Source organism: Saccharopolyspora rhizosphaerae, assembly GCF_003931915.1.
Lineage (GTDB): Bacteria > Actinomycetota > Actinomycetes > Mycobacteriales > Pseudonocardiaceae > Saccharopolyspora > Saccharopolyspora rhizosphaerae.
In genome coordinates, this window is sequence record NZ_RSAA01000007.1 from 539,461 (window position 1) to 566,453 (window position 26,993).

At 70.1% G+C, this 26,993-nt stretch carries 25 protein-coding genes, 1 pseudogene and 2 riboswitches; of the genes and pseudogenes, 9 read left to right on the forward strand and 17 right to left on the reverse strand.

Features of this window, described 5'->3' with window-relative positions; genetic code table 11:
• Nucleotides 1–92 precede the first annotated feature (92 nt).
• A complete protein-coding gene (locus tag EIL87_RS09095; RefSeq protein WP_125089719.1) occupies nt 93–533 on the forward strand; it encodes an ATP-binding protein in 441 nt (146 codons plus the stop codon).
• The gene (locus tag EIL87_RS09100; RefSeq protein ID WP_125089720.1) at nt 530–1,330 is read left to right on the forward strand and encodes a SigB/SigF/SigG family RNA polymerase sigma factor; all 801 of its coding nucleotides are present in this window, start codon (nt 530–532) and stop codon (nt 1,328–1,330) included. The genes EIL87_RS09095 and EIL87_RS09100 overlap by 4 nt, the downstream gene beginning before the upstream one ends.
• Nucleotides 1,331–1,638: 308 nt before the next feature.
• Here EIL87_RS09100 and EIL87_RS09105 read toward each other — a convergent pair whose 3' ends face one another.
• Entirely contained in the window at nt 1,639–2,430 is a 792-nt protein-coding gene (locus EIL87_RS09105) for a M23 family metallopeptidase (protein WP_125089721.1), read from the reverse strand.
• A 738-nt stretch (nt 2,431–3,168) separates the two neighbouring features.
• On the opposite strand from EIL87_RS09105, the gene EIL87_RS09110 reads away from it, so the two are divergent.
• Nucleotides 3,169–4,074: a sulfite exporter TauE/SafE family protein gene (locus EIL87_RS09110; protein WP_125089722.1), complete on the forward strand. Its 906-nt coding sequence runs from the start codon at nt 3,169–3,171 to the stop codon at nt 4,072–4,074.
• 311 nt (nt 4,075–4,385) lie between these two features.
• On the opposite strand, the gene EIL87_RS09115 is transcribed toward EIL87_RS09110, so the two are convergent.
• Complete coding sequence (locus tag EIL87_RS09115; RefSeq protein ID WP_125089723.1) at nt 4,386–5,555, reverse strand: NAD-dependent epimerase/dehydratase family protein; 1,170 nt, start codon at nt 5,553–5,555, stop codon at nt 4,386–4,388.
• 141 nt (nt 5,556–5,696) lie between these two features.
• Between EIL87_RS09115 and EIL87_RS09120 the strand changes: the two genes are divergently transcribed.
• Nucleotides 5,697–6,152 carry a GtrA family protein gene (locus EIL87_RS09120; RefSeq protein ID WP_233576114.1) on the forward strand — a complete coding sequence of 152 codons (456 nt, stop codon included), beginning with the start codon at nt 5,697–5,699 and terminating at the stop codon, nt 6,150–6,152.
• Here the strand turns inward: EIL87_RS09120 and EIL87_RS09125 are convergent.
• The 7 genes from EIL87_RS09125 to EIL87_RS09150 form a co-directional block, all read right to left on the reverse strand.
• On the reverse strand, nt 6,124–8,406 hold the full coding sequence (locus EIL87_RS09125) for a glycosyltransferase family 2 protein (RefSeq protein WP_125089725.1): 2,283 nt from the start codon (nt 8,404–8,406) through the stop codon (nt 6,124–6,126). The two genes, EIL87_RS09120 and EIL87_RS09125, sit on opposite strands and share 29 nt — an antisense overlap.
• On the reverse strand, nt 8,403–9,350 hold the full coding sequence (locus EIL87_RS09130) for an NAD-dependent epimerase/dehydratase family protein (RefSeq protein ID WP_233576115.1): 948 nt from the start codon (nt 9,348–9,350) through the stop codon (nt 8,403–8,405). Before EIL87_RS09130 ends, EIL87_RS09125 begins: the two co-directional genes overlap by 4 nt.
• 99 nt (nt 9,351–9,449) lie before the next feature.
• Nucleotides 9,450–9,884, reverse strand: a complete 435-nt coding sequence (locus tag EIL87_RS09135; RefSeq protein ID WP_125089726.1) for an SRPBCC family protein — start codon at nt 9,882–9,884, stop codon at nt 9,450–9,452.
• A 240-nt stretch (nt 9,885–10,124) separates the two neighbouring features.
• Nucleotides 10,125–10,958, reverse strand: coding sequence for a phosphoenolpyruvate hydrolase family protein (locus EIL87_RS09140; RefSeq protein WP_125089727.1), 834 nt, complete (start codon nt 10,956–10,958; stop codon nt 10,125–10,127).
• Between the two features lie 30 nt (nt 10,959–10,988).
• Nucleotides 10,989–12,179: a Tm-1-like ATP-binding domain-containing protein gene (locus EIL87_RS09145; RefSeq protein WP_125089794.1), complete on the reverse strand. Its 1,191-nt coding sequence runs from the start codon at nt 12,177–12,179 to the stop codon at nt 10,989–10,991.
• 121 nt (nt 12,180–12,300) lie between these two features.
• Nucleotides 12,301–12,471, reverse strand: coding sequence for a hypothetical protein (locus EIL87_RS27035; RefSeq protein ID WP_199740316.1), 171 nt, complete (start codon nt 12,469–12,471; stop codon nt 12,301–12,303).
• A gap of 231 nt (nt 12,472–12,702) precedes the next feature.
• On the reverse strand, nt 12,703–13,881 hold the full coding sequence (locus EIL87_RS09150; protein WP_125089728.1) for an acyl-CoA dehydrogenase family protein: 1,179 nt from the start codon (nt 13,879–13,881) through the stop codon (nt 12,703–12,705).
• Nucleotides 13,882–13,985: 104 nt separating this feature from the next.
• Here EIL87_RS09150 and EIL87_RS09155 point away from each other — a divergent pair, with 104 nt between their 5' ends.
• From EIL87_RS09155 to glyA, 3 genes are all read left to right on the forward strand, one after another.
• Nucleotides 13,986–14,636 (forward strand): TetR/AcrR family transcriptional regulator, encoded by a 651-nt coding sequence (locus EIL87_RS09155; RefSeq protein ID WP_125089729.1) that lies wholly within the window; start codon nt 13,986–13,988, stop codon nt 14,634–14,636.
• Between the two features lie 119 nt (nt 14,637–14,755).
• A riboswitch (glycine riboswitch) is annotated at nt 14,756–14,852 on the forward strand.
• A 1-nt stretch (nt 14,853) separates the two neighbouring features.
• A riboswitch (glycine riboswitch) is annotated at nt 14,854–14,952 on the forward strand.
• A 117-nt stretch (nt 14,953–15,069) separates the two neighbouring features.
• Nucleotides 15,070–16,173 carry a glycine cleavage system aminomethyltransferase GcvT gene (gene gcvT, locus EIL87_RS09160; protein WP_125089730.1) on the forward strand — a complete coding sequence of 368 codons (1,104 nt, stop codon included), beginning with the start codon at nt 15,070–15,072 and terminating at the stop codon, nt 16,171–16,173.
• 29 nt (nt 16,174–16,202) lie between these two features.
• Nucleotides 16,203–17,483, forward strand: a complete 1,281-nt coding sequence (gene glyA / locus EIL87_RS09165; RefSeq protein WP_125089731.1) for a serine hydroxymethyltransferase — start codon at nt 16,203–16,205, stop codon at nt 17,481–17,483.
• Nucleotides 17,484–17,561: 78 nt separating this feature from the next.
• Here the strand turns inward: glyA and EIL87_RS09170 are convergent, their stop codons facing one another.
• From EIL87_RS09170 to EIL87_RS09185, 4 genes are all read right to left on the reverse strand, one after another.
• The gene (locus EIL87_RS09170) at nt 17,562–17,954 is read right to left on the reverse strand and encodes a helix-turn-helix domain-containing protein (RefSeq protein ID WP_158628614.1); all 393 of its coding nucleotides are present in this window, start codon (nt 17,952–17,954) and stop codon (nt 17,562–17,564) included.
• Nucleotides 17,955–18,899: 945 nt separating this feature from the next.
• Nucleotides 18,900–19,559 (reverse strand): DedA family protein, encoded by a 660-nt coding sequence (locus EIL87_RS09175; RefSeq protein ID WP_125089733.1) that lies wholly within the window; start codon nt 19,557–19,559, stop codon nt 18,900–18,902.
• A 453-nt stretch (nt 19,560–20,012) separates the two neighbouring features.
• On the reverse strand, nt 20,013–21,584 hold the full coding sequence (dacB, locus tag EIL87_RS09180; protein WP_125089734.1) for a D-alanyl-D-alanine carboxypeptidase/D-alanyl-D-alanine endopeptidase: 1,572 nt from the start codon (nt 21,582–21,584) through the stop codon (nt 20,013–20,015).
• 88 nt (nt 21,585–21,672) lie between these two features.
• Nucleotides 21,673–22,281, reverse strand: coding sequence for a LysE family translocator (locus EIL87_RS09185; protein WP_125089735.1), 609 nt, complete (start codon nt 22,279–22,281; stop codon nt 21,673–21,675).
• A gap of 94 nt (nt 22,282–22,375) precedes the next feature.
• Between EIL87_RS09185 and EIL87_RS09190 the strand changes: the two genes are divergently transcribed.
• Complete coding sequence (locus EIL87_RS09190; protein WP_233576116.1) at nt 22,376–22,879, forward strand: Lrp/AsnC family transcriptional regulator; 504 nt, start codon at nt 22,376–22,378, stop codon at nt 22,877–22,879.
• A 452-nt stretch (nt 22,880–23,331) separates the two neighbouring features.
• Here the strand turns inward: EIL87_RS09190 and EIL87_RS09195 are convergent, their stop codons facing one another.
• Together EIL87_RS09195 and pyk are read right to left on the reverse strand one after the other, a co-directional pair.
• Nucleotides 23,332–24,276: an acyl-CoA thioesterase gene (locus EIL87_RS09195; RefSeq protein ID WP_125089737.1), complete on the reverse strand. Its 945-nt coding sequence runs from the start codon at nt 24,274–24,276 to the stop codon at nt 23,332–23,334.
• 67 nt (nt 24,277–24,343) lie between these two features.
• Entirely contained in the window at nt 24,344–25,765 is a 1,422-nt protein-coding gene (pyk, locus tag EIL87_RS09200) for a pyruvate kinase (protein ID WP_125089738.1), read from the reverse strand.
• A 143-nt stretch (nt 25,766–25,908) separates the two neighbouring features.
• Between pyk and EIL87_RS09205 the strand changes: the two genes are divergently transcribed.
• Nucleotides 25,909–26,193 carry a VanZ family protein gene (locus tag EIL87_RS09205; protein WP_233576117.1) on the forward strand — a complete coding sequence of 95 codons (285 nt, stop codon included), beginning with the start codon at nt 25,909–25,911 and terminating at the stop codon, nt 26,191–26,193.
• 19 nt (nt 26,194–26,212) lie between these two features.
• Here the strand turns inward: EIL87_RS09205 and EIL87_RS09210 are convergent, their stop codons facing one another.
• Together EIL87_RS09210 and EIL87_RS27405 are read right to left on the reverse strand one after the other, a co-directional pair.
• Entirely contained in the window at nt 26,213–26,878 is a 666-nt protein-coding gene (locus EIL87_RS09210; RefSeq protein WP_125089740.1) for a DUF2461 domain-containing protein, read from the reverse strand.
• A gap of 21 nt (nt 26,879–26,899) precedes the next feature.
• Nucleotides 26,900–26,993: pseudogene (locus EIL87_RS27405) on the reverse strand ((S)-ureidoglycine aminohydrolase); the annotation flags it as partial.

The following is a 26,993-nucleotide window of genomic DNA, read 5'->3' on the forward strand; positions in this document are numbered from 1 at the left end:
TCCGTTTGCACCACCAGGGTCACGGGTACCAGGGAACCGCAAGGGCAGATCACAGCATGTGAACGCCGCTCCGAGACGAGGTGGTCGGCGAAATGAGCGTGGAACGCGAGGTCACGCAGGTCGAACCTGCGACTTCCGCTCCCAACCAAGTCGAAGTGCGGGTCAGGGCAGAGCCCGACCAGCTGTCAGTCATGCGGGCCGTCGTGGGTGACTTGGCGATGCGCGCCGACCACGACGTCGACTCGATCGCCGACCTGCGGTTGGCCGTCGACGAGGCGTGCTCGTCACTGGTCCGCTTGGCCGAGCCGGAGGCCACGCTGGTCTGCCGGTTCCGGCTGGTCGGTGATCAGTTGTCGATCACCGCCGAAGTGCACAGCAAGGACCACCTCGGGCCTCGCAAGGACACCTTCAGCTGGCGCGTGCTCAGCGCACTCGCCGACACTGTGTCAACCTCGGTCGAGTCGGATCCCAATGCCAACGGAAGTCACCTGGTGCGGATCGAGTTGACCAAGGGACGGACGGCTCAGGTGTGAAACGAGCGGAATCCACTCAGTCGCGCAACGAGCGCTACGACAAGCTCGCGCCTCTGTTCGGCGAGCTCGCCAAGCTGGACGACGCGGATCCCCGGCGGTCCGAACTTCGGGACAAGCTCGTCACCGAGCACATGCCGGTGGCCGAGCACATCGCGCGCCGCTTCAGCCACCGCGGCGAGTCCCAGGAGGACCTCACCCAGGTCGCGGTCCTGGGTCTGATCAACGCGGTGGACCGCTTCGACCCCGAGCGCGGGGTCGACTTCTTGTCCTACGCGGTTCCGACGATCATGGGCGAGGTGCGCAGGCACTTCCGCGACACCGGATGGGCCGTGCGGATGCCGCGCAGGCTGCAGGAGCTGCACCTGTCGGTCTCGTCGGCCATCGCGCGGTTGTCGCAGGAGCTGGGCCGCGCGCCCACCCCCAGCGAACTGGCCAAGCACCTCGGCATCAGCACCGACGACGTCTACCACGGGCTGGAAGCCGGCAACGCCTACCGGAGCGCGTCGCTGGACGAGCTGCTCACCGACACGGACGAGATCCCGCTCGGTGACGCCATCGGGTCCGACGACGCCGAGCTGGCCGAGGTCGAGAACCGGGAGATGGTCCGGCCGCTGCTCGAGGAGCTGCCCGAGCGGGAGCGCAAGATCCTCGTGATGCGCTTCTTCCGGGGCATGACCCAGACGCAGATCGCGGAGCAGGTCGGCATCTCGCAGATGCACGTCTCACGGCTGCTGTCGCGGACTCTCGTGTGGCTGCGCCAGCGCCTCGAGGAGGAGACGCCCCAACCGGCGGAGTGAGCAGGTTGAGCAGAAGGGCGGAGTTGCCGCGCCCTCAGCTCGGCTAGCGTTGCTCTTGATCGAGGCAGAGCAGCCGAGGGAGGACACGTGGGAGCACGAATCGACCTGGCCAAGCTCGCGGGCGGGAGCGACCAGCCGGACCGGCCGACCGACCACGACCAGGCAGCCGAACGCCGTCCGCTGCCCTTCGCGCGCTCCGCCGCAGGTTCGGGCCTTCGAACCCGAACACGGGGTCCTGAAGTGGGGAACCGCCCGGGGTCAGTCGGGGGAATGCGGACCCCGGGCGGTCGTCTGTGGGGCAGCCTCGCTCACGCGACCTCGATGCCGCGCTCGCGGAGCCACGGCAGCGGGTTGATCTTCTGGCTGCCGTTCTTGTGGACCTCGAAGTGCAGGTGCGGACCGGTGGACTGGCCGCGGTTGCCCATGGTGGCGATCTGCTCGCCCGCACCGACCCGCTGACCCTCGTCCGCGACGATCGTGTTCACGTGTCCGTAGACGGTGACCGTGCCGTCGTCGTGCTCGACCCGGACCCACATGCCGAAGCCACTGGCCGGACCCGCTTCGACGACCTCACCGGGAGCCACCGCGTAGATCGGCGTGCCGATCTTGTTGGCGATGTCGATGCCCCGGTGGCTGGTGCCCCAGCGAGATCCGTAGCCGGAGGTGTAGCGGCCTTCGGCGGGCTTGTGGAAGCCGGCGGCCTTGCGCGCCTTCTCCTCGGCGGCCCGGCGCGCCTCGGCTTCGGCCTGAGCGGCCTTGCGGGCGGCTTCGGCCTGGGCGATGCGCTCGGCCTCGATGGCGCGGGCCTTGGCCATCTCCCGGACCGCGGTCTCCTGGACCTCGGCCTGGGGCGGGGCCTGCGCCTGCAGCAGCTGCACGGCCGCCGGGCTGTTCTGGGTTCCTGTGACGGCGGTGCTCAGGTTCTTGGCGTCAGCCAAGGGCTGAACGTCGCGATCCTGCGGCTCGGAACCGGCGTTCGCGGCAAGAGGCTGGCCCACCGCCGCGAACGCTCCTCCGGCCACCACCGCCGCCACAACCTTGTTGCGGAGCGGAAGACCGGCCATCGGGGGTTGCCGGTCCTCCTTGCGATGCTTGCCCATCACTACCTTCCGTCGGGGGACGGTTCGACCACTCCCGCGTCGGGGGAAGCGGGCGAGACCCCCTCGGGGAAAGAGATCTCATCGTGATCGAACCGTGACGTGCGGACCAGAACGTAGCTGACAGTCACAGCGTGCCGCAACTCAGGACTCACTCAGCAGAGGAATCACCCACTTGAGCCGCACGGTCCATTACTGATCGTGACGACTGAAGATCACCGCGCGGTCACGCCGAAGATCACGCGAACCCGGCGATCACGGGCGCCCCGCAGTCGCCGCGAGCCGGGCCACGAGTCCAAGATTCGAACAGTTCGTGCAGGTCATGTGGATGTTGAGGGCCCGACCGCCAAGGCGCACAACGACAACCGGAGCGACCGCGCACCGCGTTTGAGTCCACAGAGGACGGTCAGCGTCACACCACGCTCCAGCGCGGCCGCAAGATCACGACGGGGGGAAGGTGTCGTTCAACACAGATCCCCCACGAAAGGCCCAGTCAGGCCTCCCGCACTCTGGGAGACGCTGCCACTCGACTGCGCGATCTGTTTGACTGTCCCCCATGACGCCCGGTGATCAGTGGCGGCTGCTGTCGCAGCGCCTCCACGTAGACCTGCGCCGCGTCACCTCCGCACGGTGTCGGCGCTCGCGCTAGTACGCAGTCGCGCCTGTCCGCACCTTCTCGCCTTCTCGCCACGAGACCTCGCGCCGCGAACTCGTCGCGCCCGGATCCCGTACGGAGACATCGTGCAAGCATTCCTGATCTTCGCGATCGGTGGTTTCGTCGCGCAGCTCGTCGACGGCTCTCTCGGCATGGCCTACGGCGTCACCTCGACGACCATCCTGCTGACCGCCGGTCTGACCCCGGCGCTGGCCTCGGCGTCGGTGCACCTGGCCGAGATCGGCACGTCGGTCGCCTCCGGCTTCTCGCACTGGAAGTTCGGCAACGTCGACTGGAAGATCGTGCTCACCCTGGGCGTGCCGGGTGCGGTCGGCGCCTTCCTCGGCGCGACCGCGCTGAGCAACGTCTCCACCGAGGCCGCCGAGCCGTGGATGGCCACCATCCTGCTCGCGCTGGGCATCTACGTGCTGCTGCGCTTCGCCATCCGCCCGCTGCGCCGCCGCCAGCTCACCGGCGTGAGCACCAAGCTGCTCGCCCCGCTGGGTCTGGTCGCGGGCTTCGTGGACGCCACCGGTGGTGGCGGCTGGGGGCCGGTCGCCACGCCGACGCTGCTGAGCACCGGCAAGGTCGAGCCGCGCAAGGTCATCGGGTCGGTCGACACCAGCGAGTTCCTCATCGCGGTAGCGGCGAGTCTGGGATTCCTGTTCTCGCTGGTCAACCAGCCACTGTCCTGGGTGACCGTGGGCGCGCTGCTGCTGGGGGGCGTGGTCGCCGCACCGCTGGCCGCTTACCTGGTGCGGATCGTGCCGATGCGGCTGATCGGCGTCGGCGCCGGCGGTCTGATCGTGCTGACCAACGCGCGCACCCTGATCAAGGCCGTCGACCTCCCGGCGCCGACGCCGACCGTCATCTACGGCGCGATCGTCGTCGCCTGGGTCGCCGCCCTGGCTTACACCATCCGGGTGATCGTCAGCGAGCGCCGCGAGATCGAGGACCTCGAAGAGGACGCCCCGGCGACCGCGCAGGGCTGACGCGGCTGCGGCGGCCCTGACCGGGACCGGGGTCGCTGGGAGGGCGCGAGGTGCGCCCGGGACAGCGGGCGGAGGAGGTCCCCGGACGCCTGGTGGTGGTTGTTAACCGGCGTTCACCGCAGGTTCGAGATTTACCCACGTGCCGTATCGCCGAGATCATCCCGACGAGCTAGTGTTCGAAGCTGCCGCGTGGAAGCCCCCCGACACGCGGTGAGGCGCCCCGGGCCGAACAGCCCGGGGCCACCTTCTCCACTGCGCGGCTCGGCCGCGCCTCCACTCCACGGTCCGGCTCAGCGGCCGGACGGAAGCTCTCAGTCCTCGTCGCGCAGCGGGTTGCTGGCCTTGCGCCAGTTCACCGTGGGCCGCATCGCCGCGAGGTCCACGCGGTGCTTGTACTTGTCGGCGACCGAGAACAGCGACTCGATGAGCGTGTTCGACAGCAGGTGCGGCTGCAGTCCGAGCTCGACCAGACCGGTGTGCTTGACGTTGTAGTAGTGCTCGCCCTGCTCCACCCGCGGGTTCTCGACGTGCTCGATCTCGACCGGGCCGTCGAAGTTGTTGGCGATGGTCTTGGCGATCTCGCCGACCGAGTAGCTCTCGGTGATCTGGTTGAACACCCGGAACTCACCGCGGTCGGCCGGGTTCTCCGCGGCCAGCCGGATGCACTCCACGGTGTCCCGGATGTCGATCATGCCGCGGGTCTGGCCGCCCGGCGAGTACACCGTCAGCGGGTGGCCGAGCACGGCCTGGATGACGAACCGGTTGAGCACCGTGCCGAAGATCGCGTCGTAGTCGAAGCGGGTCGCCAGCCTCGGGTCCTGCACCGTCTGCGGCGTCTCCTGGCCGTAGACCACGCCCTGGTTGAGGTCGGTGGCGCGCAGGCCCCAGATGCGGCAGGCGAACTCGATGTTGTGGCTGTCGTGCACCTTGCTCAGGTGGTAGAAGGAGCCGGGCTTCTTCGGGTAGAGCATCCGGTCGGTCCGCCCGTTGTGGGTGACCTCCAGCCAGCCTTCCTCGATGTCGATGTTCGGCGTTCCGTACTCGCCCATCGTGCCCAGCTTGACCAGGTGGATCTCCGGGTCGATCTCCTGGATCGCGAACAGCACGTTGAGGTTGCCGACCACGTTGTTGTGCTGGGTGTAGACCGCGTGCTTGCGGTCGATCATCGAGTACGGCGCCGCGCGCTGCTCGGCGAAGTGCACGATGGTGTCCGGCCGGAAATCGGCGATCATCTCGTAGGTGAAGTCACCGTCGACGAGGTCGCCGTAGTAGTGCTTGATGGTCTTGCCGGAGACCTCTTCCCAGGCGCCCAGGCGGACCTGCATCGGCTCGATCGGCACGAGGCTCTCGACGCCCATCTCGTGGTCGTAGCCCCGACGGGCGTAGTTGTCCGCCACGGCGACCTCGTGGCCGCAGTCGGACAAGTGCAGAGCGGTCGGCCAACCGAGGTAGCCGTCCCCTCCGAGGACGAGGATTCGCACGCCTGTCTCCCTCTTCTCAGCCGTAAGTGCAGCGTGAACATCACGCATGCTCTCATCTTCGACGCATCCCAAGAAGACCACGCACAGCGATCGGTATCGTGCAGCCAAGCACACGTGAGCATGAACTTCTCGGGAGGACACGTGGCGCAGCCGACGATCACCGGCCGTGCCCGCTACTGGCGGTTGATCAGCCGGTTCGCGGCTGCATCGGTGGTGGCCACCGTCATCAGCCAGCTCGTGTTCCTGCTGTCCTACTCGCTCGGCGCCACCCCCGTCGTCTCGACGGTGCTGGCCTGGCTCGCCGGGGCGATCCCGAACTTCGCGCTCAACCGGCGCACCTGGGGCGGCGGCGGCCGCGAGGCGCTGCGCGGAGAACTCCTGCGCTACGGCGTGATCTCGGTCGGCACCGCGCTGCTGGCGGCCGGCGCCACGCACCTGGCCGAGATCATCGCGACCGGCGCCTTCCCCCACACCCGGCCCGCTCAGGTGGCCGTGGTGTGGGGTGCTTTCGTCGGCACCTACGCGGTGATGTTCGTGGTCAAGTTCGTGCTGATCGACAAGCTCGTCTTCACTCGCCGACCGCAGCAGGCTCGCTGACGGTCTCCTCAGCCGGCGCCTGCGCGCGTGCGGAGCTGCGGCGCTCCCGCCACCAGGTGCCGAGCACGACCTTGGCGTAGCGGTAGCCGTAGCTCAGGCTCGAACCCTTCTTGGACACCCCCGCGCTGCGCGGCAGCATCCGCATCGGCTGCTCCAGCACCCGGTAGCCGTGGCTGAGCAGACCCACCAGCAGCTCCGAGGACTGGTACTGCGGCTGCTGCAGGGTCACCGAGTTCGGCACCTCCACGCGCATGCCGCGGAATCCGAACGAGGTGTCGGTGATGCGCTGCCGGGTCAGACCGCTGACCACCCACGCGAACACGTGGGTGCCGATGCGGCGGATCAGCGCCGGGCGCTCGTTGCTGCCCAGCCGGCGCGAACCGGTGACGAAGTCCGCGCGGTCCTCGACCAGCGGCTCCAGCAGCTTCGGCAGCTCGGCGAGGTCGTACTGGCCATCGGCGTCGGTGGTGACGACGTAGCGCGCGCCGCGCTGCTCGGCCAGGCGGTAGCCCAGTCGCAGCGCCGCGCCCTGCCCCCGGTTGGTGGGCGCCACGCAGGTGTGCGCGCCGTGGTCGAGCGCGACCTCGGCGGTGCGGTCCTTCGCGCCGTCGACGACCACGAGGGTGTCGACGTCCAGCCCGCAGCTGCGGTTCGGGACCGCGTCGAGGACCTCGCCGATCGACTCCTCCTCGTTGTAGGCGGCGATGAGCACGACCACCGGCGCGAACCGGTGCTCGCCGTAGCGGGTCGCGTACTCCTCGAGCGCGTCCCGGTCCACCTCGTCGGGGAAGGTCGTCAGCATCTGGCTCTCCTCGGAAGGCTGCGGTCGGTGTGCGGTGCGGAGGGCGCGAGGGCGGCCGAAGATCGCGGTGGCGCCCAGGGCGCCCGCCAGCGGGAGGAGCACGAGTCCGGGCAGCTGGTAGCGCCAGGAGAACTCCATGATCGACGCGGTCAGCAACGCGGTCGTCGCCAGACCTGCTGGCAGCAGCGCCACCGCGCGCAGGCCGCTGCGCCGGGCCCGGCCCGCGCCGAGCACCGCCGCGGTGGCCAGCAGCAGCGCGCCGCCGAGCAGCAGGCCCGGGGTGTAGCCGCCACCGAGCTGGTAGCCGCGCAGGAACGAGGCGAGATCGCGATCGGCGTGCAGGCCGCCGTCGTCGTAGAGCTCGGCCCACTCGTGGACGTACCAGCTGGGCGCGTACAGCGGGTAGTGGAGCTGGAACTGCCAGCGGTCCAGGGGCACGTCCCCGACCGACTGGGTCCGGGTGGGTGCGAAGCCCTTGAAGAAGTCGCGGGCCACGCCCCCGGCGATGTCCAGCGGCTGGTTCAGCACGACCTCGCGGGTCAGCGAGCGCTGCGCGGCGCCGACGTCCATGCCCTTGGGCAGCAGCTTGTCGACGTTGGCCTGCACGTCCCACACGTGCAGGTAGAAGTCGATGCCGATCCGCTCGCGGACCTCCCGCGGCTCGTCCGGGCACACCAGCTGCTCTTGGCGGGTGAGGTCGAGCTCGTGGCAATTGGCGACGACCGCGGCGCGGCCGAACAGCACTCCCCCGCCGCCGGAGCCGCCGACGCCGAACTTGCCGGCGATCATCGCGCCGAAGAGCGCGTAGCCCAGCACGGCCGCGGTGAACCCGGCGACCAGCGCGCCGGTGGCGATCAGCCGGGGCCGCCAGCCGCCGGGTGGCCGCAACCCGGTCGCGAGCAGCACGAACAGCGCCGCCGGCAGCACCAGCGTCAGGCCGACCGAGCGGACCATGACCGACAGCGCCAGCACGCCACCGGCCACCGCGGCAACCTTCGGAGTCGGCGGGCCCCACCAGCACAGCAGGTACACGGCGGCCAGCAGCAGCACCTGGAACAGCAGGTCGGACATGATCAGCTGCTCGATCTGCAGCTGGTAGGCGTCCAGCAGGACCGGCGCGGACGCCAGCGCGGCCAACCACTCGCGCACGCCGAACCGCCGCAGCAGCACGTAGACGCCGACACCCAGGGCGAGGCCGAGCAGGTGCTGCACGACGGCGACGCCGGTCAGACCGCCGATGCCCAGCAGCGGCCACAGGAACCACTCGTAGCCGACCGGGTTGATGCCGCCGGGGTAGAAGACGCCGACGTCGTCGAGGTACCGGAAGGAGTCGATGTAGAGCAGCGCCGGCCGGTAGGCGAGCTGCGTGATGGTCCGCAGCACCAGTCCGGCCAGCACCAGCAGCGCCAGCAGCCAGTGCCGGCGCAGCACGCGCGTGAGCGCGGTCGTCACCGCGCTCCGCTGGTGAAGTCGGTCCAGACGGTGCGCAGACCGTCGGTCAGCTCCACCCCCGGCTGGTAGCCGAGCTCGCGCTGGGCCTTGGACACGTCCACGATCACCGCGGGCATCTCGCCGTTCTTGGCGGGCACGTGGGTGACGGGGATGTCGACGTGGGTGGCCGTGCGGACGGCCTCGATGAGCTCCAGCACCGTGATCGAGTCGCCGGAACCGATCACCGCCGTGCCGGTGTACTGCTTGTCCCAGGCGGCCAGGATCCCCTGCACCACGTCGTCGAGGTGCACGAAGTCCCGGCGCTGCGAGCCGTCGCCGTAGACCTCGACACCCTCGCCGGCCAGCGCGGCGCGCATCAGGCGCGGCACGAAGCTGTCCTTGTGGCCCATGCCCGGGCCGTAGATGTTGGTGAACCGCAGCGCGCAGGTCGACATCCCGTAGGCGCCGGCGTAGCCGGACAGCAGCATCTCGCACGCGGCCTTGGTGGCGCCGTAAGGCGTCAGCGGGCGGACCGGCAGCGCCTCGGAGATCGTGCCGTGGCCGATGTCGCCGACCACCGCGTTGGTGGAGGCGAGGATGAACTGCCCGACCTCGCGTTCGCGGGCCAGCTCCAGCAGCTGCTGGGTGACCTCGACGTTGTTGGCGTAGGTCGCGGCGGGCTGCTCGACGGACTTGAGCACCGAGGTGATCGCGGCCAGGTGCACGATGCCTGCGCTCCCGGGCGCGATGGCCCGGTCGCGCACGTCGGCGTCGCGCAGGTCACCCTCCACGAAGGTCACCAGCGGGTCCCGCAGGGACTCCGGCGGAGCCTGCAGGTCGACGATGGTGACGGGCGTGCCGCGCTCGACGAACGCGCGGACCACGGCACGGCCGACGAAGCCGGAGCCTCCGGTCACCACGACCCGGTCGGAGTGGGCGATGTCTGCGGGGGTAGGGCTTGGCACGCGCCCGACTCTAACCGGAGCACTCCCCCGCGATCCCCGAGGCCTTCCCTTCCGCCGACGGCCCCGGGGCGAGCGGGTTCGAGCCGGAACTTCGCCTGATCAACCGGAAACGTGCGACGCTAGTCCCTTCAGACCAGTCGCGTACACACCTCGGGCGAACGTGCCGTCCATCTCGGCTTCGACGTCGGCGTCGGCGTCGAAGTCGGCGAACCACTCGACGAAGGTGTGCCCGGACTCGGTGACCGGCACGACGTGGATCGTGGAGCGGTAGCTGCGAACCGGGAACGGGCTGGTCACGAACTCGTACGTGTAGCTGCGCGCGACGTCGTCGAGGGCCACCAGCCGTTCGCGCACCTCACCGCCGTCGCCCAGCGCCAGGCGCCGGACGCAGCCGACGGCAGCGGCGTCCAGACCGCCCTCGATCTCGCTGGAGCCGATGGCCGGGTGCCACGCCGGGAGCCCGTTGAAGTCGCGCACCACCTCCCACACCTTCTCAACAGGCGCTTCGATGACCGCACTCGCACAACTACGCATGAATCCTCCTCTGAACAGGTTTCTTCGTGGTGTGGAACCAACTCGCGCCGCCGCAGTTCGAGGCGGCGAGCGGCGGAGCCGCGTCTTCAGGTGTGGGACTCAACGGGCACCGCCGCAGGTTCTGCGCGGCGTCGTGGCGAGTACGCCGCGACGCCGCGCCGACATGCTCGAGGAGCGGCGCACGGAGGCCACGGAGCCGCTCAGCTCCTGCCACCCGCACCGCTGAGCACAGCGGTCGTCTCACGAGGTTGAGATCTTGGTGAAGGCTTTGGTTTGTTCTGTCAGTGCCTTCTCGGTGGGCAACCGCTCCATGCTGCTCGCGCCGTAGAAGCCGTGGCAGCGCTGCGTCCTCGAGAGCACGTAGGCGGCGTCCTCGGGCATCGCGATCGGGCCGCCGTGGCACAGCACCAGGACGTCCTCGCGGACCTCGGCGGCGGCCTGCGACCACTCGTCGATGAGCCGGACGCAGTCGTCGAGGTTCTTGGCGGTCTCCGCGCCGATCGCGCCGCCGGTGGTCAACCCCATGTGGCAGACGATGATGTCGGCGCCGGCCTCGGTCATCACCCGGGCGTCGTCGGCGGAGAACACGTACGGGGTGGTGAGCAGGTCGGCCTCCCGAGCGGCCGCGACCAGCTCGACCTCCTGGCCGTAGCCCATGCCGGTCTCCTCCAGGTTCGCCCGGAAGGTGCCGTCGATGAGTCCCACGGTCGGGAAGTTCTGGATGCCCGCGAATCCAAGGTCCCGCAGCTCCCGCAGGAAGTGCTCACGCAACATGAACGGATCGGTGCCGTTGACCCCGGCCAGCACGGGCGTGCGCTCCACGACCGGCAGCACTTCGCGGGCCATCTCCACCACGATGTCGTTGGCGTTGCCGTAGGCCAGCAGGCCCGCCAGCGACCCGCGCCCGGCCATCCGGTAGCGGCCCGAGTTGTAGATGACGATCAGGTCGATGCCGCCGGCCTCTTCACACTTCGCCGACAGGCCGGTTCCCGCACCGCCGCCCACGATGGGCTCACCCCGCTCGGCCTTGGCGTGGAACTCGCGCAGCAGCTCCGCGCGGTCGAATCCGTTCATCGCCCCTCCAGGTTCCGTGCCGAAATCCCTCTAGTCGCCCACGACTTCGCGGAACGCAGCCAGCAGCGCCGTGACGAACTCCTCGTCGTTGACGTTGTTGTCGACCCGCAGCACGCGGCGGTCCTCGGTCTGCTCGACCTCGCGCTCGATGGTGTCGAAGAGCACGGCGTCGGCTTCGGGATCGTGGAACGGCTGGTCCGGTGCGTCCAGCATGGACACTCCGCCGATCGGCAGCAGGAAGCGGACCGGGCCCTGGCAGGCGTTGAGCTTGCGCGCGATGAACGAGCCGATCTCCCGGCACTCCTCCGGGCTGGTGCGCATCAGCGTGACCTGCGGGTTGTGCACGTAGAGGGTGCGGTCGCGGTAGCGCTCGGGAACCGTGTCCCGCGCACCGAAGTTCACCATGTCGAGCGCTCCGCAGGAGCCGACGTAGGGCACCCGGGTGCGCGCGATGGCGTCGAGCCGCTGCTCTCCGGCGCTCATCACGCCACCGGCGACGAGGTCGCAGACCTCGGTGGTGGTGATGTCCAGGACCGCGCGCACCAGGCCGTCGTCGACGAGCTTCTCCAGGGCGCGCCCGCCGGTCCCGGTCGCGTGGAACACCAGCGGGTCGAAGTCGGCGGCCAGCTTCTCGGCGGCGGCGGTCACGCAGGGCGTGGTGACGCCGAACATCGACAGCGCGACGGCCGGCCTGTCCTCAACCTGCGGCAGCGGGTGGCTGATCGCGCCGAGCAGGGCGTGCGCGGCGTTGGCGAGGATGCGGCGGGAGATCCTGTTCAGCCCGGCGACGTCGGTGACCGAGGGGAACATCGCGATGTCGGTGGCGCCGACGTACCCGGACACGTCGCCGGAGGCCACAGTGGACACCATCACCTTCGGCACGCCCACGGGCAGTTCTCGCATCGCCGGGGTGACCAGCGCGGTCCCGCCCGATCCGCCGAGGCCGATGACGCCGTCGACGTCGCGGGTGCGCAGGAACCGGGCGAAGGCGGTGGCCATCGCGGTCACGGCCGAGCCGCGGTCGCCGGTGAACACGGCGGCGGCGCCGTCGGGGTGGTGCGCGGCGACCTCGGACGCGGAGACGTCGGCGCCGGAAGGGCCTTCCCCGGTGGTCGACAGGTCCACGGTGACGACGGGGTGCTCACGTCCGATGAGGCCGGCGACGTAGCCCAGTTCCGCGCCCTTGGTGTCGAACGTCCCGGCGACGTACGCGCTGCCCATCGCGACCTCCGTGCTGCTCGCCATCGAGAACGCCTCGGGACGGGACTCTACTGTTGATCGCCCCGCGGGCAACAGAAAACGCCCCCGACCGGAAGCCGGGGGCGTTCTGCGAGTCAGCCGTTCAGCGGTGCCCGCCTTGCGAACCGGATCCGCCCTTGCCTGTGAACTTGTTCTTGACCTGGTCGATCTTCTGCTTGTTCTTCGGGTCCGAGGCGTACTTCTTGGCCTGGTCGATCACCTTCTTGCCCTGCGGGCTCTTCGCGAAGTCGGTGACCTTCTTGAACAGCGACATCATCACTCCCGATGCTTCGAGGCCGTTGCACACCAGGGTACCGACAAATCACCCACCGCAAACGAACATCACCACCTCGTGGGGTGGCGCCGCACCTCGACCAACCGCACGGACCAGCACGAAGCCGCTCCCGTCCCCCAGCCGGAGCACGCCTGACCCCCACCTGGCCCCCACGGCCCGAGCGTGGCGGAACCCCACCGGAACCTCCGCTCCGGTGGGGGTGACGCGGTGTCAGCCGAGGGCGCCGCCGAGCGAGGCGTGCCCCTTGAGCACGTTGCGGGCGATCGTGCGGCGCTGGATCTCGTCGGTGCCCTCGAAGATGCGCAGCAGCCGCAGGTCGCGGTACCAGCGCTCGACCGGGAGCTCCTTGGTGTAGCCCATGCCGCCGTGGATCTGCAGGACCCGGTCGACGATCTGGTTGGCGTGCGTGGCGCCGAACAGCTTGGCGATGGACTGCGCGTGCCGGGAGTCCATGCCCTGGTCGACCTGCCACGCGGCCTGCAGGACCAGCCAGCGCAGCGCCTCGATCTCCACCGCGGAGTCGGCGATCATCCACTGGATGGCCTGCCGGTCGGCGATCGGGGCGCCGAAGGTCTCGCGGTTCTTCGCGTACTCCGCGCCCATCTCCACCAGCCGCTCGCAGGAGCCGAGCGCGCGGGCGGGCAGCAGGTAGCGGCCGCGGCCGATCCACTGCATCGCCAGCCCGAACCCGTTGCCGACCTCCCCGAGCACGTTCTCGGCCGGCACCCGGACGTTGTCGAACACCAGCGCGGCGGGCTGGCGCTCGTCGGGGCCCATGATGTCGATCGGCTCGGACTTCCAGCCCATGTCGCGGTCGACGAGGAAGCAGGTCACCCCGCCGTTGGCGCCCTTCTCGCGGTCGGTGACCGCGAAGACCATCACGAAGTCGGCGTCGATGCCACCGGTGATGAAGGTCTTCTCACCGTTGATGACCCAGTCGTCGCCGTCGCGCACGGCGGTGGTGCGCAGGTTCTTGGCGTCCGACCCCGCGCCGGGCTCGGTGATGGCGAAGCAGGACTTGCGGGTGCCTTCGATGGTCGGCAGCAGGTAGCGCTGCTTCTGCTCCTCGTTGGCGTAGTAGAGGATGTTGTCGGCGTAGCCGCCGAAGCGGAACGGCACGTAGGTGCGGCCCAGCTCGGCTTCGATCAGCGCCGCCATGACCGCCGAGAGGTTCATGCCGCCGTACTCCTCCGGCGTCTGCACACCCCAGAAACCGGCCTCCTTGGCCTTGTTCTGCAGTTCGACGAGCTCGTCCTTGGTGAGACCGCGCTGACCGGCCCGCTCCCTGCGCAGCACCTCCGGCTCCAGCGGCATCAGCTCCCGCTGGACGAAGTTGCGCACCCAGTCGCGGATGTCGCGCTCGGTGTCGGAGAGCGAGAAGTCGACCATCGCGTTCGTCCTTTCGTGCAGGCCGGTAACTAACGCCGTTAGTTTTATGGCAGCCTAGAACCGTCCAGGCGCGCGCCGCAAGGGTCCCGGTGAGGAGGCAGACGTTGCCCAGACCCAGCACACCCCGACTCTCCCCGGAGCGCATCCGCAAGTTCGGGCTGGAGATCATCGACACCGAGGGCCTCGAAGCGCTCTCCATGCGCAAGCTCGCCGAACGCCTCGACGTGCGCGCGGCCTCGCTCTACAACCACGTCGCCACCAAGGAAGACCTGCTGCACGAGATCTCCGACGAGGTGATGCGCGCGGTCGACGTCTCGGGCTTCGAGCAGGACTGGGTCACCGGCCTGCGCACGTGGGCGCGCTCCTACCGCGCTGCCCTGGCCGAACACCCGAACCTGGTCCCGTTCATCGCCTACGGCCCGGCACGCCGCGACGCCGCGCTGCGCGCCGCCGACGCCGTGCACGGCGGCCTCACCCGGGCCGGCTGGCCGCAGCGCTACGCCACGATGATCGGTGCTTCGACGAAGTACTTGGTGATCGGTGCGGCGATGGGCTCCTTCAGCCACGGCTTCCCCGCCGACGCCACCGTCTACACCGACCGCTACCCGCACCTGAGCCGAGCGCACCTGCTGCACGAGAAGGCCGCGGAGATCGACACCGCCAGCTTCGAGCTGGCGTTGACCGCCCTCATCGACGGCCTGCGGGTGCAGTTCGACGAACTCACCGAGCAGCGAGCTCCCGAGGAGGCGAGGTGAGCCCGGCGCAAGGGTCGAGATCACCCCGGCGCAAGGGTCGAGATCACTCGGTCTTCCTGTTGACTGGGGTGGGGGCGGTTCGTAGCGTCTGTGAGCGTCACAACCGAACATCGCGCCGATGACGTCTCGCGGGAGAGACCTCGCCACCACCGGGCGAGGCGCCGAAGGAGCAATACTCCCCAGTAAACTCTCAGGCACCATTACCGCAGGACACCAGGCGAAACACGGAGAAAAGCAGGAGCACCTCGCTTCTCGCCCACGGTGCAAACCGCCCGCCGGGTGGTGAAACTCTCAGGCCAATGACTCCGGGGAGACCCGCCCGACCAGCGCAGACCGCGCCGGTCGGGGGTCGAGGCGCCCCGGATATGGTTGGGCGCGTGAGCTGACCGGCCCTCGACTGCCGACCGGCACGCCCACCAGGAGGAGTTTCACCATGTCGTCGCCACGACAGACCCCGCTCCACGAGGTGCACGCATCACTCGGCGCCACGTTCACCGAGTTCGCCGGCTGGCAGATGCCGCTGCGCTACAGCGGCGACACCGCCGAGCACAACGCCGTGCGCACCAGCGCGGGCCTGTTCGACCTCACGCACATGGGCGAGATCCTCATCAGCGGCCCGCAGGCCGCCGCCGCCCTCGACCACGCGCTGGTCGCCAACGCCTCCGCCATCACGCCGGGCCGGGCGCGCTACACCATGCTCTGCAACGAGGCCGGGGGCGTGCTCGACGACCTGATCGTCTACCGGCTCGCCGAGCAGGAGTTCCTGGTCGTGGCCAACGCCGCCAACGTCCGGGTGGTCTCCGACGAGCTCGCCGAGCGGGTCTCGCGCTTCGACGCCCGGCACGCGAACGTCTCCGACGACTACGCGCTGATCGCGGTGCAGGGGCCGAAGGCGGTGGCGATCCTGGCGCCGCTGACCGACACCGACCTGAGCACGGTGAAGTACTACGCGGGCTACCGCACGACCGTCGCGGGCAAGGACGTGCTGCTGGCGCGCACCGGCTACACCGGTGAGGACGGCTTCGAGCTGTTCACCGCCCCCGGCGACGCCGTGGCGGTGTGGCAGGCGCTGGCCGAGTCCGGCGCCGAGCACGACCTCAAGCCCGCGGGTCTGTCCTGCCGCGACACGCTCCGCCTGGAGGCGGGCATGCCGCTGTACGGCAACGAGCTCTCGGCCGAGCTCACCCCGTACCACGCGAACCTCGGCCGGGTCGTCAAGCTCGACAAGGAGGTCGACTTCGTCGGCAAGTCCGCGCTGGCCGCGGTGGCGGAGAAACCCACCGAGCGCACACTGGTCGGACTGACCACCGACCAGCGGCGGGCGCCGCGCCACGGCTACCGGGTCCTCGACGCCGAGGGCGCCGAGATCGGTGAGGTCACCAGTGGTGCACCGTCGCCGACCCTCGGACACCCGATCGGTTTGGCCTACGTCGACCGGGAGCACAGCGAGCCCGGTACGGCCCTCCAGGTCGACATCCGCGGCCGCAACGTGGCGGTCCAGGTCGTCGAGCTGCCGTTCTACCGCCGCAACGCCTGACTCCAGAAAGAAACAGGAGGCACACACTGATGTCGAACCCGGATCTGTTCAACGATGCGCTGGCAACGGTTGACCCGGAGGTGGCAGAGGCGGTCGGCGCCGAGCTGGGTCGCCAGCAGAACACCCTCGAGATGATCGCGTCGGAGAACTTCGCCCCGCAGGCCGTGCTGGAGGCGCAGGGCTCGGTCCTGACCAACAAGTACGCCGAGGGCTACCCGGGCAAGCGCTACTACGGCGGCTGCGAGCACGTCGACGTCGTCGAGCAGCTGGCCATCGACCGGATCAAGGAGCTCTTCGGCGCCGACTACGCCAACGTGCAGCCCCACTCGGGCGCGCAGGCCAACGCGGCGGCGATGTTCGCGCTGCTCAAGCCCGGCGACACCATCATGGGCCTGGACCTGGCCCACGGCGGTCACCTGACCCACGGCATGCGGATCAACTTCTCCGGCAAGCTCTACAACGTCGTGCCGTACCACGTCTCGGAAACCGACCACCGCGTCGACATGGACGAGGTCGCGCGCCTGGCGCGGGAGAACAAGCCGCAGCTGATCGTCGCCGGGTGGTCGGCCTACCCGCGCCAGCTCGACTTCAAGCGGTTCCGGGAGATCGCCGACGAGGTCGGCGCCTACCTGATGGTCGACATGGCCCACTTCGCCGGGCTCGTGGCCGCGGGCGTGCACCCGTCGCCGCTGCCGCACGCGCACGTGGTCACCACGACCACGCACAAGACGCTGGGCGGCCCGCGTGGTGGCGTGATCCTCTCCAACGACGAGGAGTTCACCAAGAAGTTCAACTCCGCGGTCTTCCCCGGTCAGCAGGGCGGCCCGCTGGAGCACGTGATCGCGGGCAAGGCGGTCGCCTTCAAGATGGCCGCGGGCGAGGAGTTCAAGGACCGCCAGCGCCGCACCGTCGAGGGCGCCCAGATCCTGGCCGAGCGCTTGCTGGCCGAGGACTCCGCTGAGGCCGGTGTCTCGCTGGTGTCCGGCGGCACCGACGTGCACCTGGTGCTGGTGGACCTGCGCAACTCCGAGCTGGACGGCAAGCAGGCCGAGGACCGGCTGCACGAGATCGGCATCACGGTCAACCGCAACGCCGTGCCGAACGACCCGCGCCCGCCGATGGTCACCTCGGGTCTGCGCATCGGCACCCCGGCCCTGGCCACCCGCGGTTTCGGCAAGGACGAGTTCACCGAGGTCGCCGAGATCATCGCGCAGGCGCTCAAGCCGGACTTCGACGAGGCGACCAGCACCGAGCTGCGCACCCGGGTCGAGGCCCTGGCGGCCAAGCACCCGCTCTACCCGAACCTCTGATCAGCAGAGCTCCAGGACGCCGCATCCCGAACCCGGGGTGCGGCGTTCTTCGTCGTTCGGCAACCGACGGGTCAGGCGTCAGACGCCGGCTTCCGCGGGCGCGGCGGCACCGGCGGAGCGCTCCATCCGCTCGACCCGGGCGCTGACCTCGCGGAGCAGGACCTGGGTGGGCACCGAGTCGAGCTCGGGCCCGATGCGCACCTCGGCCCCGGCCTCGTCGGCGCTGAGCCGACCGGCCTTCACCAGCACCTCCAGCAACGGGACGTCCAGAGCGCGGGCCATGATCCGCGCGTTGCCGATGTCGGGGCGGTAGCCCTTGCGCCAGCGGAAGACCACGCTGGGTTTCAGGCCGCTGTGCTCGCAGAAGTCGTGCACGGTCCACCCGCGCTCCGCCAGGTGCCGTTCGAGGTACTCGACGAAGTCGGTGTCCGGAGAACCTGCGGTCACGTCGCTCGCGCCAGCGTGTGCCATGCGTTCGAGTCTAGTCCCACCCGTGCGACTGGCTGCAGTCCGCTGAACAGGTGTGCCGGTGCACCTGCAGCTGGTGGCCTGCGCTTTCACCATTGGATCACCGTAGGTACCTGCATGAGAGTCCAGCCACATGAACGAGACTCGCAGCAGTGCCGCTCCGCCGGAGCACCACGAACTCGGCCGCGGCGTGCGCATCTCCTAAGCTCCCAGCGCCGCTGAGCTCGCACCCCGCTTCGCAGAGCCGGCAGCAACAACCCCCGAGTCGGCGCAGCGGCTGCACCGGCTCCCTGCACGGCGAGCAGCGCTGCCCACTCCCGCACGACGACCCGCCACCGCAGCAGAGCCCGCCCGACCCCCTCTTCCCATTTCTCGCGAAGTGCGAGGCGAACTTCAGCCTTCGAACTTCGCGAGAACTTCGAGCAGCAACCCTCGGAGCAGGTCAGACACGCCAGATCTCCCGCGATGCCTCCACGTGTCGCAGGGTCCACCGGGTCGCCGGGTCGCCGGGTCCGCCGGGCCCACCGGGTCGCCGGGTCGCCGGGTCCGCCGGGTCGCCGGGTCCACCGGGCCCACCGGGTCGCCGGGCCCACCGGGCCCACCGGGTCGCCGGGTCGCCGGGTCCGCCGGGTCGCCGGGTCCACCGGGCCCACCGGGTCGCCGGGCCCACCGGGTCGCCGGGCCCACCGGGTCGCCGGGCCCACCGGGTCGCCGGGCCCACCGGGTCGCCGGGCCCACCGGGTCGTCGGGTTCGAGAGAGCGCGGCTTCCTCGCGCGACACTGCGCCTAGATCCCCTTCGAACTTCGCGCGAAGTTGTGACGCGCCTGCGCAAGCCGGGGTTCGGAACAACGCTGCGCCACGTCTCTGAGCAGGCCTCAAGCGTTCCACCGGCGCGCTGGTACTGCCAGCCCTCGCTCCGCGCGGGAGTCTCGGCTGGTTGGGACCGCTCAGGCAGCGGCTTCGGCGTCGTCCACGTGCTCCTCGGTCGTGACCTCGGCGCGCGAGCGGCGGCGCTTCCAGGCCCACACGCCCACTCCGACCAGCACGATCGCGATCGCCACCACCCAGCTGGCGCGACCGAGCATCGATTCGACGTACTTCGCCGACGCGCCCGCCGCCCAGCCGATGCCGACGTGGGTGGCCGACCAGCCGATCGCACCGATCAGCGACGAGACGACGAAGCGCAGGTAGGACATGCCGCTGGCGCCCGCGGCAGCCGGCATCAAGGTCCGCACCACTGGGAGGAACCTGCCGACCAGCACGGCACCGATGCCCCAGCGCCGCAGCAGCGCGCCCGCGCGATCCCAGTGGTGCTGGCCGAGCTTGCGCACCACCTTCGTCTCGCGCATCTTCAGCCGGTACCTGCGGCCGAGCCAGAAGCCGATGTTGTCGCCCACCGCCGCGCACGCGGCCACCGTCGCGGCCAGCGTGAAGAAGAACCCGACGTCGGTCACCGCAGCCGAGGCGACCAGCAGCCCGGTCTCCCCCGGCACGAGGAAACCGAGCCCGAGGGTGCACTCGCCCAGCACCAGTGCACCGGTGGCCAGCACCAGCAGCGGCCGGGGCAGTCCTGCGATCAAGGCCAGGACATCGCTGATGAACGTCACGGAACGGGGCTCCTCGGGTGAGCGACGACGGACTGCGGTCACGCTACCGGGGGAGCTTTGAGCCGTTCTCAGGTGTGGCACGGATACGCCACGTGATTTCCGCAGCGGCGCCCCTAGGGGTGGATCACAGGTGCGAACGACGCTGATCCAGTTGGTTCGCGTGCCGCTCAACGCTTTCGAACTTCGCGCGAGGTTTGACGACCGAAGTTCCCCTTCGAAGTTCGCGCGCAATCCGATGTTCGGGACTCCGCCGGCAGAGCGTGGACTCCGCTAGCGCAACGAGGAGTCCGTCAGCACGGCGAGTCAGCACGTCGAGATGTTCCTGAGTGTGCTCCGCGCCGAGTTCGTCCGGACGGCGTGCACCCGGCCGCCTCTGGAGTGGCGTCGGAATCCACGGACGTGCTGTGCGTCTCTGCTGCTACCGCTGGGCGGCAGCAGTCCCTGGTCAGGCGATCAGCAGGACTTGGTCCAGGAGCACTCCAGGGTGCTCTCGTCGCGGTCCGTGCGGGGGTCGTCCACGGCGGTGCGCGGTTGCGGGACCTGCAGGCGGCCGCGGGGGTGGTCGTCGGCGCCGTTGTGCTCGGCGAGGCGCACTGCGATCGCGTCCTCGAGGTCCTGCGGCGCTGCGGAGAGGAAGTCGTTGAACACGACCGAGAACACCAGCTCGCGCCCGTCGGCGGTGGTCACGTAGCCGGACAGCGAGGTGACCCCGGTGAGCGAACCCGTCTTGGCGTGCACGTTGTGGGCCGCAGCCGTGCCCACCATCCGGTTGCGCAGGGTGCCGCCGACCATCCGGTCGGGTTCACCGGCGATCGGCAGGGCGTCGCGGAAGACCTGAGCCCACGGGCGCTGCGCGGCGTTGTCCAGCAGCACCGCGAGCTGGTCCGGGGTGAGCCCGTCCATCCGGGACAGCCCGGAACCGTCGACCATCCGCAACGCGTCGGCGTTCAGGCCGAGCCCTCTCAGCTCCTCGGTGAGGACCCGGGTCCCGGCCGCCCAGCTGCCCTCGCCCGCCCGCTCGCGGCCCATCGCCTTGACCAGCACCTCGGCGTGTCCGTTGTTGCTGAGCTTGAGGAACGGCACCAGCAGTTCCCGCAGCGGCATCGACTCGCGGCCGGCGAGTTCCCGGGCGCCCTGCGGCGCAGCGCCCTCGCCGGTCCCGGTGACGCTGATGCCCCGGGCGGCCAGGGCGCGGGCGAAGACGTCGGTGGCGTAGGCGGTCGCGTCGGGAACGGCGATCCACTCCTCCACCGGGTCGGCACCGGCCGGGATGGTCCCGGTCACCACGACCCGGCCGCTGTGGTGGTCACGGGTGGTGGTGATGTCCGCTTCTCCGTCGGCGGTGGTGATGGCGCGGTTGTCGACGGTCAGCGCCCCGGTTCCCGGGTCGAGCGCGACCGACGGGGCCTGGCCGGGCGAGGTGGGCGTGACGCGCACGATCGCGCTGCCCGCGTCGAAGTCGGTGTCCGGCGCGGCGCTGAGCGCCGAGACCGGCGCCGAGTAGGAGTAGGGCTCGTCGTCCCAGGCCCAGCCGGTACCCAGCGGGACGTCGTCGAACCAGGTGTCGTCGGCCAGCAGCCGCCCCCGCACCTCGCGCACGCCCTGCTCGGCGATCTGCGCGGCGAGCCGGTCGTAGTCGGTGGCCAGGAGCGTCGGATCACCGGTGCCGCGCAGGTAGAGGTCGCCCTGCAACGTCGCGCCCTGCTGAGCGCCGTCGCTGAGCACTTGGGTGCGGAACCGGTGGTCGGGCCCGAGGGCTTCGAGCGCCGCTGCGGCGGTGAACAGCTTGGCGTTCGAGGCCGGGGTGGCGCGGTCCGTGGCCTGCCTGCTGTAGAGGACCTCGTCGGTGGCCGGGTCGCGCACCACGACTCCGGCTTGGGCCCCGTCGAGCCGCGGATCGGCCAGGATGTCGTCGAGGTCGACCTTGAGCGCGTCCACACCGCTGGGTGCTGCACCTGTCGACGGGACCACCGCCAGCGGCAACGCCACCGCCAACCCGACCACGAACGCCCACCGTCTCCGCATGCCGGCTCCTCTCCGAGATCACGGAGGTTAAGCAGCCGGGATGTGGACGGTCAACGAGATCAACACGGAAGTCGCAAAGCAGACACCATCAGCCGACGGCGATCGACGTCGCCATCGCGAGCAGCGCACCACCGCAGCAGCGCTCGAAGACCTTGCGGCGCTTGGGGTTCGCCAGCACCGCGGCCAGCCTGCCCACCGAGGGGACCACGATCAGCCACCACACGGCGAAGGCGGAGACCGCGACGGCGCTGAGCAAGGCGGCCTGCGGCATCGGCGCGGAACCGGGGTCCATCGCCTGCGGCAGCAGGGTCAGGAACGTCAGCATCACCTTGGGGTTGAGCACGTCGGTGAGCAGTCCGCGCAGGAACACCGACCGCCCCGAGCTCGGCTGCTCGAGCACCGCCTCGGCTGTACCGGACCCAGCGCGGCGCAGCGTCTGCAACGCCATCCACGCCAGGTAGGCCACGCCCAGCGCCTTCACCACGAACAACGCCGCGGGAACGGTCGCGACCAGGGCCGACAGGCCGAGCGTGGCGGCCGTGGCGTGCACCAGCAGCCCGCAGGTCACGCCCGCCGCGGCCAGCCAGCCGTAGCGGCGGCCGCTGGCGGCGTTGCGGGTCACCACGACGAAGTCGGGGCCGGGGACCATCACGATCACCAGCAGCGCCAGCAGGAACGACCCCCAGGCGATGTGCACGACGAATTCCTCCAGTGGATGTCGGGTCGGCGAGTGCGCACATCCTCCGTGGTTCGTTCGTCGCTTTTCGAGTCCGGACGTAGGATGTTCGGTTGTGGGCGATCCCGTAGAACTGGATTCGGTGGACTGGGCGATCCTGGAGGAGCTGCAGAACGACGCGACCTTGCCGAACCGCACCCTCGCCGAACGGGTCGGGCTGGCACCGTCGAGCTGCCTGCAGCGCGTCCGCCGGCTGCGTGAGCAGGGAGTCATCACGGGATCGCACACCGACGTCAACCCGGCCGCGACGGGACTGGCACTGGAGGCGGTGGTGGCGGTCAACGTCCGCCCGCACACGCGCCAGATCGTCGACCAGTTCCGCGAGTTCGTCATGGCCCAGCCGGAGACGCGATCGCTGCTGCACGTGAGCGGCCAAGCCGACTTCCTGCTCCACGTGGCCGTCCAGGACACCACGCACCTGCAGGAGTTCCTGGTCGACAAGCTCGCCTCGCGCACCGAGGTCCGCAACTTCACCAGCTCCATCGTCCTGGAGCAGCTGCACACCCGAGCTCTCACACCGCCCAAGCACCTGCGCCCCAAACGCCGCACACGCCCTTAGGGGTGGGCAAAGCCGCGAACCCGCGGTCCCAGGCCCCTGCGCCACACGGGTGCTTCGAAGTTCGCGCGAAGTTCGACGCCGGATCCTCCCCTTCGAAGTTCGCGCGAACTTCGAAGGGGAGGCTCAGCCGGGCCCGCCGCAGGTTCTCCAGCGACGTCGCAGCACGCCGGGCGTCGAGGCGTGCATCAGGGACGACGCCGGATGTCCGCGGTTCTGCGCTCTCTCCTTCGGGGACTTCCGCTGGTCACGCTGCTGCGCGCCCCCGAGGGCCAGGCGGCACGCGGCGGCAGCCGCCTCGTCAGGTGTGGGACTCAGCCGACTCCGCCGCGGGCTCTGAGGTGGTCCTGCGGGGACGGGCCGCCGTGGAGCACCGGGCGCACCTGGACCGGCCGGTCCGGAGCAGGAGGGCTGCCTCCGGCACCGCCCCGCAGAGCTGGGCGGGACACCGTGGATCAGTCGTTGACGCGGAGGAGCCCTTCTTGGACGACCGTGGCGACCAGCTGGCCGTCGCGAGAGAAGAAGCGGCCGGTGGCCAGGCCGCGACCGCCGGAGGCGCTCGGCGACTCGCAGTCGTAGAGCAGCCACTCGTCCGCGCGGAAGCGGCGGTGGAACCACATCGCGTGGTCCAGGCTCGCACCGGCGACGTCGTCGAGACCCCAGTAGACGCCGTGCCGCGCCAGCGGTGCGTCGAGCAGCGTCATGTCGGAGGCGAAGGCGGCGATGCAGACGTGCAGCAGGTCGTCGTCCGGCACCGCGAGCACGCCGTCGGCGCGCATCCACACCTGGTTGCGGGCCTCGCGCGGGCCCTTCTCGCGGCTCACCCACGGCGGCTCGGTGACGTAGCGGACGTCGATCGGGCGCGGCTGCGGCGGGCCGAGCTTCGGCAGCACCTCTCCGATGCGCTCGCCGAAGGTCGGCAGCGACTCGGGGGCCGGCACGTCGGGCATCGCCTCGGCGTGGTCGAGCCCCTCCTCGTCGACCTGGAACGACGCCGACAGCGAGAAGATGGTCTTGCCGCGCTGCACGGCGACGACCCGGCGCGTGGTGAACGAACGGCCGTCGCGGGTGCGGTCGACCTCGTAGACGATCGGGATGCTCGGGTCGCCGGGGCGGATGAAGTAGGCGTGCAGCGAGTGCACCCGCCGCTCCTGCGGCACCGTGCGACCGGCGGCGACCAGCGCCTGCCCGGCGACCTGGCCGCCGAACACGCGGATGGTCGAGGAAGCGGGGCTGACACCGCGGAAGATGTTCTCCTCGATGCGCTCCAGGTCCAGCAGAGCCACGAGGCTGTCCAGCACGGGTTGGCCGTGCGGCATGCCGTTGACGTCGAGCGGAACCTCGCCCTGCAGGTGGGTACCGGTCGGGTCGGCTGCTGCGGCCCGGGCCGCTTCGGTCACTGCGTGCTCCTCAGTTCGGGCGCCCGACCGGCCGGACGGGAGCCGGTGGCTCCCGTCCGAAGGCCGATCAGACGTGGTCTTCTTCTCCCAGCCGGTGCACGCGGATGAGGTTCGTCGAACCGACCGTGCCCGGGGGCGAACCGGCGACGACGACCACCATGTCGCCGCGCTGCGACCGACCCAGGGACAACATCGCCTGGTCGACCTGTCGCACCATCTGGTCCGTTGTGTCCACCTTAGGCACCAAGAACGTTTCCGTCCCCCAAGTGAGAGCGAGCTGACTCCGCACCGACTCCTCGGGGGTGAACGCCAGCAGCGGCAGCCGGGTGTGCAGCCGCGCGAGGCGCCGCACGGTGTCTCCGGACTGGGTGAAGGCCACGAGCGCCTTGGCGTTGAGGCGCTCGCCGATGTCGCGGGCCGCGTAGGAGATCACGCCGCGCTTGGTGCGCGGCACGTGGCTGAGCTCCGGCGGAGTCGGCGAACCGGCCTCCACGGCCTCGACGATGCGGGCCATGGTCTGCACGGTCTCGATCGGGTAGCGGCCGACGCTGGTCTCACCGGAGAGCATCACCGCGTCGGCGCCGTCGAGCACCGCGTTGGCGACGTCGGAGGTCTCGGCACGCGTGGGACGCGAGTTCTGGATCATCGAGTCCAGCATCTGGGTGGCCACGATGACCGGCTTGGCGTTCTCCCGCGCGATGCGGATCGCCTTCTTCTGGACCAGCGGGACGTGTTCGAGCGGGAGCTCCACGCCGAGGTCACCGCGGGCGACCATGACACCGTCGAAGGCCAGCACGATGGCTTCGAGGTTGTCCACCGCCTCGGGCTTCTCCAGCTTCGCGATGACCGGTGCGCGGCGGCCGACGCGGTCCATCACCTGGTGCACCAGGTCGATGTCGGCGGGGCTGCGCACGAACGACAGCGCGATGAAGTCCACTCCGAGTTCCAGGGCGAATTCCAGGTCCTCGATGTCCTTCTCGGACAGCGCGGGCACGGAGACGTCCATGCCCGGCAGGGAGATGCCCTTGTTGTCGGAGACGGTGCCGCCCTCGGTCACCTCGCAGACGACGTCGTTGTCCTCGACGGCGGTCACGACCATCGCGACCTTGCCGTCGTCGACCAACAACCGGTCGCCCGCCTTGGCGTCCCCGGCCAGGCCCTCGTAGGTGGTGGACACACGGTCGTGCGTGCCTTGCACGTCGTCGACCGTGATGCGCACGACGTCGCCGGTGCGCCACTCGACCGGACCGGCTGCGAACTTCCCGAGCCGGATCTTCGGTCCCTGCAGGTCACCGAGGATGCCCACGGCGCGGCCGGATTCCTTGGCCGCTGCCCGCACCATGTCGTAGACCTGCTGGTGATCGGCGTGGCTGCCGTGGCTGAAGTTCAAGCGGGCGACGTTCATTCCGCTGCTGACGAGCTCGGCCACCTTCTCCGGATTGGCGGTGGCGGGGCCCATGGTACAAACGATCTTGGCTCGTCGACTCACATCATGCCAGCCTAGTCTCTTGCCACCCGGGTGCAGCACGCAGCCACGCTCCAGATTCCTGATCGGGTGTTTCGTTGCTGGATCAATGCAGAAAGCAGCTCAGACGGCTTCCGCTCCTGATCGCCGTCCTGACGAGCTGGGCCGTGCTGTTCACGCCGGAGTCCGGCGTTCCCAGCGCCCCGCCCGGCACCGACAAGGTCGTGCACGTCGCGCTCTTCGCGGCGCTGGCGATCACGGGCCGGATCGCCGGGGCGCGCACCGCGTGGCTGCTCCCGGTGCTGGTCGGCTACGCGGCCCTCTCCGAGGTGCTGCAGGGCCTGCTGCCGATCGGGCGCAGCTGCGAACTGCTCGACGTGGTCGTGGACGTCGCGGGCGCGCTGGCGGGGTGGGCCGCGTTCACCGCGCGCTCCCGGCGCTCCCAGGCGTGATCTACCGCAGGACGCCAGGTCATCGCCGCTTCTTCTCGGTGGTCCCGACGTGGTCGGCGCACCACTGGTTGAGCTCGCGCACCGCTTCCCAGGACTCCCGGACGCGCTGCAGGCAGGCGCGTTCGTGCAGCACGTCATCGGGCTCCCAGGAGCGCGCCGCGTGGAGCGTCTTGTGCCGGAGCAGGTCCAGCCGCGGGTGGTCGGCGGGGAAGCCGCGCGGGCGGGTCTGCAGCACGTCCCCGTCGATCCGCCAGCCCTGGTCGCGCAGCGCGTCGAGCAGGCCCCGCAGCTGTTCACCGTGGACGTCGGTGTCCACTGCGGACCGGAAGCGCGCCAGCTGGTCGGATTCGGTGTGGTAGCACCCGCCGGCGACCAACAGGCCCTCCGGACCGATCTCGACGTAGTAGGCACCGCCGCCGCGCCCCTGCTCGATCACGGCACCGCAGTGGGTCTTGTACGGCGACTTGTCGCGGCTGAACCGCAGGTCGCGGTGGGGCCGGAACACCTTCCCCTTGCCGAAGCCGGGCGCGAACTCCGGCTCCAGCTCGGCCAGCAACGCCTCCACCGGACCGCGGACGTGCTCCTCGTAGAGCTGCTGGTGGTCCGCCCAGTAGGCCTTCGAGTTGTCCGCCAGCAGGCCCTCGAAGAACTCGACCGCTCCGTCGCCAAAACCCTCGAACCGCACGCGCCCGACCCTAGGACGTCGTCAGGTGAGGCGGATCTGGCGGTTGACGTCTTTGTAGAGGAGGTAGCGGAAGGGGCCGGGGCCGCCTGCGTAGCAGGCTTGGGGGCAGAAGGCG